The following is a 6485-nucleotide window of genomic DNA, read 5'->3' as shown; positions in this document are numbered from 1 at the left end:
CCGACCGTTTCCTTTTGCGCGACGATCATCTCGCCGAGGCGCCGCTCGGCGCGGAAACGCAGCTGCGCCGCCTGGATCTCGAGGTCGCGATCCTTCGCCTGGCGCGCGTAGTGGCGCATTGCCTCGGCCTGGCTGCGGATCTCCTGGACCTCGTCGACCGCGACGGCCTCGGCCAGCGCCTTGCGCGCGGCCTCATAGCGAACGAGCTCGGTCAAAACGGGATCTCCTCGAGTTGAGGCTGCGGCGGCAGGCCGGCGACGAGCTCGCGGACGATGTCCTCGAGCGACGGCGCCGAGCCGCGCCTGCGGCGGTTGGCTGCGTTTTCTTGCTTGGTTGCCCAGCGCAGATTTGCGCGGCGGTTGTCGAGCGTCTGACCGTTGATATGGTCGACGAAATGCGAGCGCAGGTAAGCCTCGTCTCGCGGCTCGGCGAGGACCATGATCTCGCGATGCATGCGGACGGTCGCCCGCGAGACGTCAACGTTGCGCTTCGCGTAGCGCATCCAGTCGCCGCGGCCGGCGTGCCAGACGTTCCAGATCTTTTCCGACAGCCAGGCGTAATCGACGGCGTCGACCAGCGTCCAGATCGGCTCGCGCGCCGATAGCCAGATCCGCCGCCATGGCGTGCCTGTCAGGTCGACCAGGTCCGCCGATGCCTCGAGCTCCTCGCGCGTCTTTGCGAAACAGCCGTGCATCAAAGCATTCCCAACGCCTGCATGTAGGTCTCGAGGATCGCCTCCTCGGCCTCGCGCTCGATCGGATCGAGCTTGCGCAGCTTGACGATTGCGCGGAGCGCCTTGACGTCGAAACCGTTGCCCTTGGCCTCGGCATAGACGTCGCTGATGTCGTCGGAGATCGTCTTTTTCTCCTCGATCAGCCGCTCGACGCGCTCAACGATCGATTTCAGCTGGTCTTTTGCGATCGTCGTCGCGCGAGTTTCTGCGGCTGGGTTCTTGGTCATGCGATCGCCTCGAGCAGGCCGCCGTCGACGCGGAACGGCCGCGTCTGCGCGTAACAGACGACGTCTTTTCGCTCCCACGCCGGCGGCGTCGGCATGCGCAGGAACGGCTCGCCGTCGAGCATGACGAGCTGCGGGACGTCGTCGTCGGCGACGATCGGCAGACGGATCGCGCCCATGATGCGATTGCGCTCGAGACCGAACAGCACGGCGCGAACGGCGCGGACGGCTGACTTTCCGCTCATCGACGCACCCAGCGGAAACCGGCGCCGGCGTTGCGGCGGCGATCCAGGAAAGGCTGCATCGCGGCGCCGACCGCGGCGAACGCGGCGGCGAGCAGGACGCACCCCATCATGACGAGAAAACGCAGATCGTTGACGTCGACGCCAGCGAGGGTGTTTTGCTCCATGGATTGCCCCACTAATCCGCCATGCCGCGCTGCATGGATTCGATCTGCCGGCCGAGCTCGGCCTGCGCCTTGACCAGTTTCGAGAGCTCGAGCTGTTTTTTGAATCCGACCCACCAGGCCGGCCGCGCCTCGCCCATGATCGCGTCGAGGATCTTGTCGCCGACGTCGGACTGCAGCAGCTTGGCTTGGAAGGCGCTGCCGAGATCCCGATCGCCGGCGAGGCAGCGCTCGCAATGACGGATCTCGGCGCCGGTTCGGATCGCGAGCTCGGCCGCGGTCTGATGCGGGAAAAGCCTGCGGAAAACCTGCATCGCCGGCGCGATCGTCCGGCCAGCTGGCCGGTTTGTCCCGGCCTGTTGGCCGGTCCGCTTTTTTGCGTTCCCGGCCGGAACTTGTGTAGCCTCTCGCCCCATGTTGCCCCTGCGCGAAAAACCGTTAGTGACGCTTGCGACGCGGCGCCGGCCGGATGCCCCAGAGCTCCGGCGGCGCCGTCAGGCCGCGCTCCGCGAGCTCGGCCCCGAAAATCAGAAATGTCGTGGAAGGCAGGCAGCCGCGGGCGATCGCGTTGGAAATCGCCGGCGGTTTGCAACCTGCGAGAGCAGCAGCCCTGAAGGTGCCGCCGACCGCGTCGACGACTTCCCTTGCACTGCTCAATTTTTTGAACCGCGAATCATTCATGCCGCCCGGAACATACTTCACAGATTGTGAAGCTCCAAACGGTTCACATTCGGTAAATGGTAAATGTTGGCAGCATCAGCGACATTGCCGCTCGTTATGGCGGCCAAAGCAGCAGACCAAAATCCCGAGAACACCGAGGCAGTTGCGCATCGCCTCAAGCGGACGCGTGAAGCCATGAAGCTAAACCAGGCGGCTTGGTGCCGCCTGGTTGGGATCGATGGGCCGCAGTGGAATAACTATGAGGTCGGCGGGCGGCGCATCACGATCGACGCCGCCCTCAAGGTCTGCAAGGCGACCGGCGTCGGCCTCAATTGGATCTATCGCGGCATGGCAAACGACGTCCCGGTCAACCTGGCGACGGCGATCCAGGCGCTGGAGCGAGCCGCACGCAAGCGCTCATAGCCGCCGCGCGCAATGCCGCCGAGTGCCTGGCAATGGTCGGCACCACGATCGCCGCGACGGCATAGCAACCACCAAAGACGAGCTCGCGCGCTGTCGGAATAGATAGCTCGAGCGCCGGCGGCACGATCAGCAGATTATGCGCGACGCCGGCCAGGACGCCGACCAGGACGCCATAGCGCCGGCCGAACACCATCGAACAGCCGGCCGCCAGCGGCGCCATCAGTGGGATCTCAACCGCCTGGATACCCACCAGCGAAACGAGCGCCATAGCGACCGGCATCACCAGCAGGAACAGCGCCACGGTCCAGAACAGCGCCAGCCCGGCGCGGTATGGCGGATCCAGCGCCATGACCTGCCGCTCCCATAGCGGCCGAGGCCCCGGCGCCGTCATGTAACCCTCGAGCAGGACAGCGAGCTCGTCGACGACCTGCCGCGCATCCTCGGCAGAATCAGAAGGCAACTGGATCGCGAGCTGCAAAGCAAGGTGACGGTTTGCCTCCGATGACCGCGGGCGGCTCGACATAAGTGTTTTCATTGTTGTTTTTCCACTGGCATTCACACGCCGTTAATGCTGGCGTTGCAAATATTCACGTTTTGTGATTATCCATGGCTCCCGGCATTCGAGCCGGGAACGCGAATGTTTCTAGTGGGACAATCAACCGGATGCCTACACCGCAAATTTACGGGTGTGGATTGAGTGACAAGGTCACAGCCGCCCCTATGCAACCAGAAGATTCAAGCGGCGCGGCTCCTCAACCTGTTGCAATTCCGCCCCGCGCACGCATCGCGCGAAACGGAGCCCCTTCCACGATTCATTACCGCGCCGGCATCGCCGTTGAGGCGGGCATGCGGCGCTTTCGGGAGCACTGGCAGACGCCAGACGGCATCGAGTATTTCGCATGACCCATCGCCCCGCGGCCCTCCTCCCCGGCGTTTATCCCCCGCGCCAGCCGGCCGCCATGGCCGCCGGCTATTGCGGCGAGATCTCGGTTGAGTCTTTCTTGCGTGAGGTGAAAGCGGGAACCTACCCGCAGCCCGCGATCAAGAGAGGACGGCGTCAGATATGGCTGACAGCGGAGCTGGACAGGGCAATGGCCCAAGCAGGCCAGCCTTGCGCAAACGAAACCGCGGCGGACGTCGCGGCGGATTTCTGACCGTGAGCCGCCCCCTGCCCCGTTTCGTGCTGACCAAGCAGGTCAAAGGCCGCACCCGCTACTACTGGACGCTGCCGACCCATTACCGCCGCCAGGGCTGCACCCTGCACGGGGAGCACGAGACGGCACTCGGCGACGATTACGAGGCTGCCTGCGGCAAGGACGGCGCCGGCGGCCGTGCGGCCGTCCTGAATGGCCTGTTCGACGACTGGGACCGGATACGGCTTGGCGAGCCGCCGAAGCCAAAGGTCGAGATCCGCGCCGGCACCGTCGACTGGCTGTTCAGGACCTACAAGACCTCGACCGACTGGAAGAACCGTGTCTCCAAGCGCACCGCGCCGGACTACGAGATCACGATGGATCTGCTCGCCGATCTCGTCGGCGCGTCCGGAATCCGGGTCGGCGACCGTATGGTCACGTCGATCACGCCGGTGGTCGCCGACAAGCTTTACGAGAAGATCCGCACCACGCCGGTGCGCAAGGGCAAGTCGGAGCGGCCGCGCTCGGCCGAGAAGGTCGTGGTCCTATGCCGGCACGCCTGGCGCGCCGTGCAGCGGTTGCATCCGGCGATGTTCATCGACGGCCCCGCATGGAATCCGTGGGACGGCGTCGCGATGGAGAAGCGGAAGCACGCCACCAAGCCGGCCGTGTCCCGAGAGGACGTCTACGCCTTCGCCTGGGGTGCCATAGGGCTCGGTCAGGTTCAGCCCGCCGCTGCAGCCGTGATCTGCTTCGAATGGCTGCAGCGGCCTGAGAACGTGCTGGCGGGCTATGTCACATGGACCGGGTACCGCGGGCAGTCACACCCCAACCAGATCCGGATCGAGCACCACAAGACCGGCGAGATGGTGTTGCACCCGCTCGAGGAGGCCGTTGAGGGCGAGCAGGTGCTGTTCTACGAAGAGGCCGAGCAGGTGCTGGCGAAGCTGCCGAAGCTCGCCACCGGCCTGATCATGAAGCCCGGCCGCACGCCGAAGCACGTTGCGACCACCTGGGACATCCATACCATGGCCCGCCACGTGCGCAAGCTGCGCGAGGCGCTCGGGCTGCCCGACACCTTCACGCTGGACGCCTGCCGGCACGGCGGCATGACCGAGCTCGAGGAAGCCGAGCTGACCGATGGCCAGGGCCGCGCGCTGTCAGGGCACAAGTCGAAGGCTTATGAGGGCTATGCGAAACGGACCGAGAAACGGGCCCTGGCGGCGACGCGGAAGCGCTATGCGCACCGGGCGTCAATGGACGCTGGGGCGGAGTCGACGCCGGCGATCGAGGCGCCGGCATCGCGCAAGCGGTCATGACCGAGGAACGCAACCTAGTTTTTATAGTTTTAATGCCGAGGAGATCAAAAATGTTATTTTTCATTGATTTAGCGTTCGCGCCTTTGCAATTCGTGGCGTCGGTTTGCGATGAACTGACGAGGCCAAACGTCACCCTTACTATCCGCACGGTCGTGCTCGGCCCCGCCCAGGTGATCCACATCACCCCGGAGCGCCGTGCGCGCCGGGAGCGCAAGATCCTTCGGCGTCTAGGAGGGTTAGTTAGATGATTTGCCGCCGAACGATGAGCGAATGCCAGACCGCCATCATGTGCGCCCCGTATGGCGGTTGCGCCGAGGAGAAGCCGATCTCTGACAATGTAGCACAACTTCCACGCCGCGATCTGATCGCTGAAATGACTGGACCCACGCGGTTCGGAACATAGGTTCGTTTGGAGGGCCGGTTGATTCCCAACATGCATATTTGGCAGGGAATCGAACATCACGCGGCCATCCAAGCTGAACTCGATCTAATCTCGCTCCGGTCGTCGGTCGTACATAACCAATGGGACGTTCGCCTTTCCCGCGATGGCGGTCGGCGCAGGATGCGACCCGCTGAATTTCAAGCCGGTCGACTTTGCGAAAAAGGTAGTCGGCTTATAACCGTTCTTGAGCCGCGGCCGTTCTTGAGTTCTGAAACTCGAAAATAATCCAGCAAGATCAATGAGGCAAAAACCGCCCGTTTTCAGAACTTGGCGTTGAAATTGCTTGCAAACCCATCTGCTTTGCAGACCGTTGCGTCACCACTCCGCCACGTGGCCCCACGCGGCGCTTCATATACGCCCTCTCTCAGATAGGCAACCAAGCTGGAAGCTAGCGTCGGCGCTTGCGGAAATCCCGTTTCTTCGGTTTTGGGGCCAATTCCGGCATTTCCGCCTGTACTTCGTGGAATTTTGCCAGCATCCGCTCGAAACTACCTGACAACGTTGCGGCAATATCCGGCCGCTTCTCCAGCCCCGCCAGCAGAAGCGCGGCCGCCTCGATGGTCGCAAGGCCGTCGCGCCGCGGTTCCCGGCGCAGCTGGCCGTAGCGCGAGGGCCGTTTCGGTCCGAGAATCACCCGCTGGCACTTCAACATCCAGGCATTGCGCCACCACAGCGCCTTGGCCTGGCTCCAGGTGCCGTCAAGCAGCACGATGCCCTCGATGTCCGACAGGACGGCGCGCTGATGCGGCTCAAGCTCGCCCTTGCGGTTGATCGCGACGATCTCGGCATCGGTATCGAGATCCTCGACCTTGGCCGACCCGAGATACAGCACGGCCCAGCGCGACGGATCGGCTACCGGCCGACCGAGCGCCTTTGACAGGCTCGGCCAGGACAGCCCGATCCGGACCACGGCGTTCTTGAAATGCCGCGCCGTCAGCCGGGCGGTACCGAGCGCCCTGTCCTGCTCCTGCGGATGCTGCAGGATCAATAGCTGGATGCGGCTTTCGATCGGCGTGACGCTGTCGCAGATGCAGAGCGGCATCGGCTTGCCGCAATGCGGGCAATCCGGGATCTCGGCGGCAATCTCGGTCTTTGCTTCGGTCGGTTCGGACATCGCTTCGCTATACGCGCGCGGAGCCGTTCAG

The 6485-nt window shown here is 64.1% G+C and carries 12 protein-coding genes and 1 pseudogene; 4 read left to right on the top strand and 9 right to left on the bottom strand.

Annotated features, from left to right (window positions below; translation table 11 throughout):
* From K359_RS0137995 to K359_RS54310, 7 genes and pseudogenes are all read right to left on the bottom strand, one after another.
* A pseudogene (locus K359_RS0137995) lies at positions 1–215 on the bottom strand (hypothetical protein); the annotation flags it as partial.
* The gene (locus tag K359_RS0137990) at positions 212–694 is read right to left on the bottom strand and encodes an HNH endonuclease (RefSeq protein WP_029083915.1); all 483 of its coding nucleotides are present in this window, start codon (positions 692–694) and stop codon (positions 212–214) included. The gene K359_RS0137990 and the pseudogene K359_RS0137995, both read right to left, overlap by 4 nt.
* Positions 694–960 carry a DUF2312 domain-containing protein gene (locus K359_RS0137985; RefSeq protein ID WP_029083914.1) on the bottom strand — a complete coding sequence of 89 codons (267 nt, stop codon included), beginning with the start codon at positions 958–960 and terminating at the stop codon, positions 694–696. Before K359_RS0137985 ends, K359_RS0137990 begins: the two co-directional genes overlap by 1 nt.
* The gene (locus tag K359_RS54315; protein WP_035977824.1) at positions 957–1202 is read right to left on the bottom strand and encodes a hypothetical protein; all 246 of its coding nucleotides are present in this window, start codon (positions 1200–1202) and stop codon (positions 957–959) included. Before K359_RS54315 ends, K359_RS0137985 begins: the two co-directional genes overlap by 4 nt.
* Complete coding sequence (locus tag K359_RS61970; protein WP_156928876.1) at positions 1199–1366, bottom strand: hypothetical protein; 168 nt, start codon at positions 1364–1366, stop codon at positions 1199–1201. The genes K359_RS54315 and K359_RS61970 overlap by 4 nt, the downstream gene beginning before the upstream one ends.
* Before the next feature lie 11 nt (positions 1367–1377).
* Positions 1378–1677 carry a hypothetical protein gene (locus K359_RS0137975; protein ID WP_029083913.1) on the bottom strand — a complete coding sequence of 100 codons (300 nt, stop codon included), beginning with the start codon at positions 1675–1677 and terminating at the stop codon, positions 1378–1380.
* Between the two features lie 124 nt (positions 1678–1801).
* Positions 1802–2020 carry a hypothetical protein gene (locus K359_RS54310; RefSeq protein WP_156928875.1) on the bottom strand — a complete coding sequence of 73 codons (219 nt, stop codon included), beginning with the start codon at positions 2018–2020 and terminating at the stop codon, positions 1802–1804.
* Positions 2021–2107: 87 nt separating this feature from the next.
* On the opposite strand from K359_RS54310, the gene K359_RS0137965 reads away from it, so the two are divergent.
* On the top strand, positions 2108–2446 hold the full coding sequence (locus tag K359_RS0137965) for a helix-turn-helix transcriptional regulator (RefSeq protein WP_156928874.1): 339 nt from the start codon (positions 2108–2110) through the stop codon (positions 2444–2446).
* Here K359_RS0137965 and K359_RS0137960 read toward each other — a convergent pair.
* Positions 2391–2981 (bottom strand): DUF4118 domain-containing protein, encoded by a 591-nt coding sequence (locus K359_RS0137960; RefSeq protein ID WP_156928873.1) that lies wholly within the window; start codon positions 2979–2981, stop codon positions 2391–2393. The genes K359_RS0137965 and K359_RS0137960 overlap by 56 nt on opposite strands.
* A 364-nt stretch (positions 2982–3345) precedes the next feature.
* Between K359_RS0137960 and K359_RS54305 the strand changes: the two genes are divergently transcribed.
* The 3 genes from K359_RS54305 to K359_RS0137945 are packed head-to-tail and all read left to right on the top strand — an operon-like array spanning position 3346 to position 5146.
* Entirely contained in the window at positions 3346–3600 is a 255-nt protein-coding gene (locus K359_RS54305; protein ID WP_051346635.1) for a hypothetical protein, read from the top strand.
* 2 nt (positions 3601–3602) lie between these two features.
* The gene (locus K359_RS0137950) at positions 3603–4898 is read left to right on the top strand and encodes a hypothetical protein (RefSeq protein WP_156928872.1); all 1296 of its coding nucleotides are present in this window, start codon (positions 3603–3605) and stop codon (positions 4896–4898) included.
* Positions 4899–4948: 50 nt separating this feature from the next.
* Entirely contained in the window at positions 4949–5146 is a 198-nt protein-coding gene (locus tag K359_RS0137945; RefSeq protein WP_156928871.1) for a hypothetical protein, read from the top strand.
* Positions 5147–5728: 582 nt separating this feature from the next.
* Here K359_RS0137945 and K359_RS0137940 read toward each other — a convergent pair.
* On the bottom strand, positions 5729–6454 hold the full coding sequence (locus K359_RS0137940; RefSeq protein ID WP_029083908.1) for a tRNA-uridine aminocarboxypropyltransferase: 726 nt from the start codon (positions 6452–6454) through the stop codon (positions 5729–5731).
* Positions 6455–6485: the final 31 nt, after the last annotated feature.

The sequence above is a fragment of the Bradyrhizobium sp. th-b2 genome, assembly GCF_000426785.1.
Classification (GTDB): domain Bacteria; phylum Pseudomonadota; class Alphaproteobacteria; order Rhizobiales; family Xanthobacteraceae; genus Bradyrhizobium; species Bradyrhizobium septentrionale.
This window is presented reverse-complemented; position numbering and strand designations above follow the sequence as displayed.

Excerpts from the sequence above, each read along its gene's own strand:
- K359_RS0137990 (WP_029083915.1), bottom strand. The coding sequence starts at position 694 with ATGCACGGCTGTTTCGCAAAGACGCGCGAGGAGCTCGAGGCATCGGCG.
- K359_RS0137985 (WP_029083914.1), bottom strand. The coding sequence starts at position 960 with ATGACCAAGAACCCAGCCGCAGAAACTCGCGCGACGACGATCGCAAAA.
- K359_RS54315 (WP_035977824.1), bottom strand. The coding sequence starts at position 1,202 with ATGAGCGGAAAGTCAGCCGTCCGCGCCGTTCGCGCCGTGCTGTTCGGT.
- K359_RS61970 (WP_156928876.1), bottom strand. The coding sequence starts at position 1,366 with ATGGAGCAAAACACCCTCGCTGGCGTCGACGTCAACGATCTGCGTTTT.
- K359_RS0137975 (WP_029083913.1), bottom strand. The coding sequence starts at position 1,677 with ATGCAGGTTTTCCGCAGGCTTTTCCCGCATCAGACCGCGGCCGAGCTC.
- K359_RS0137965 (WP_156928874.1), top strand. The coding sequence starts at position 2,108 with ATGTTGGCAGCATCAGCGACATTGCCGCTCGTTATGGCGGCCAAAGCA.
- K359_RS0137960 (WP_156928873.1), bottom strand. The coding sequence starts at position 2,981 with ATGAAAACACTTATGTCGAGCCGCCCGCGGTCATCGGAGGCAAACCGT.
- K359_RS54305 (WP_051346635.1), top strand. The coding sequence starts at position 3,346 with ATGACCCATCGCCCCGCGGCCCTCCTCCCCGGCGTTTATCCCCCGCGC.
- K359_RS0137945 (WP_156928871.1), top strand. The coding sequence starts at position 4,949 with ATGTTATTTTTCATTGATTTAGCGTTCGCGCCTTTGCAATTCGTGGCG.
- K359_RS0137940 (WP_029083908.1), bottom strand. The coding sequence starts at position 6,454 with ATGTCCGAACCGACCGAAGCAAAGACCGAGATTGCCGCCGAGATCCCG.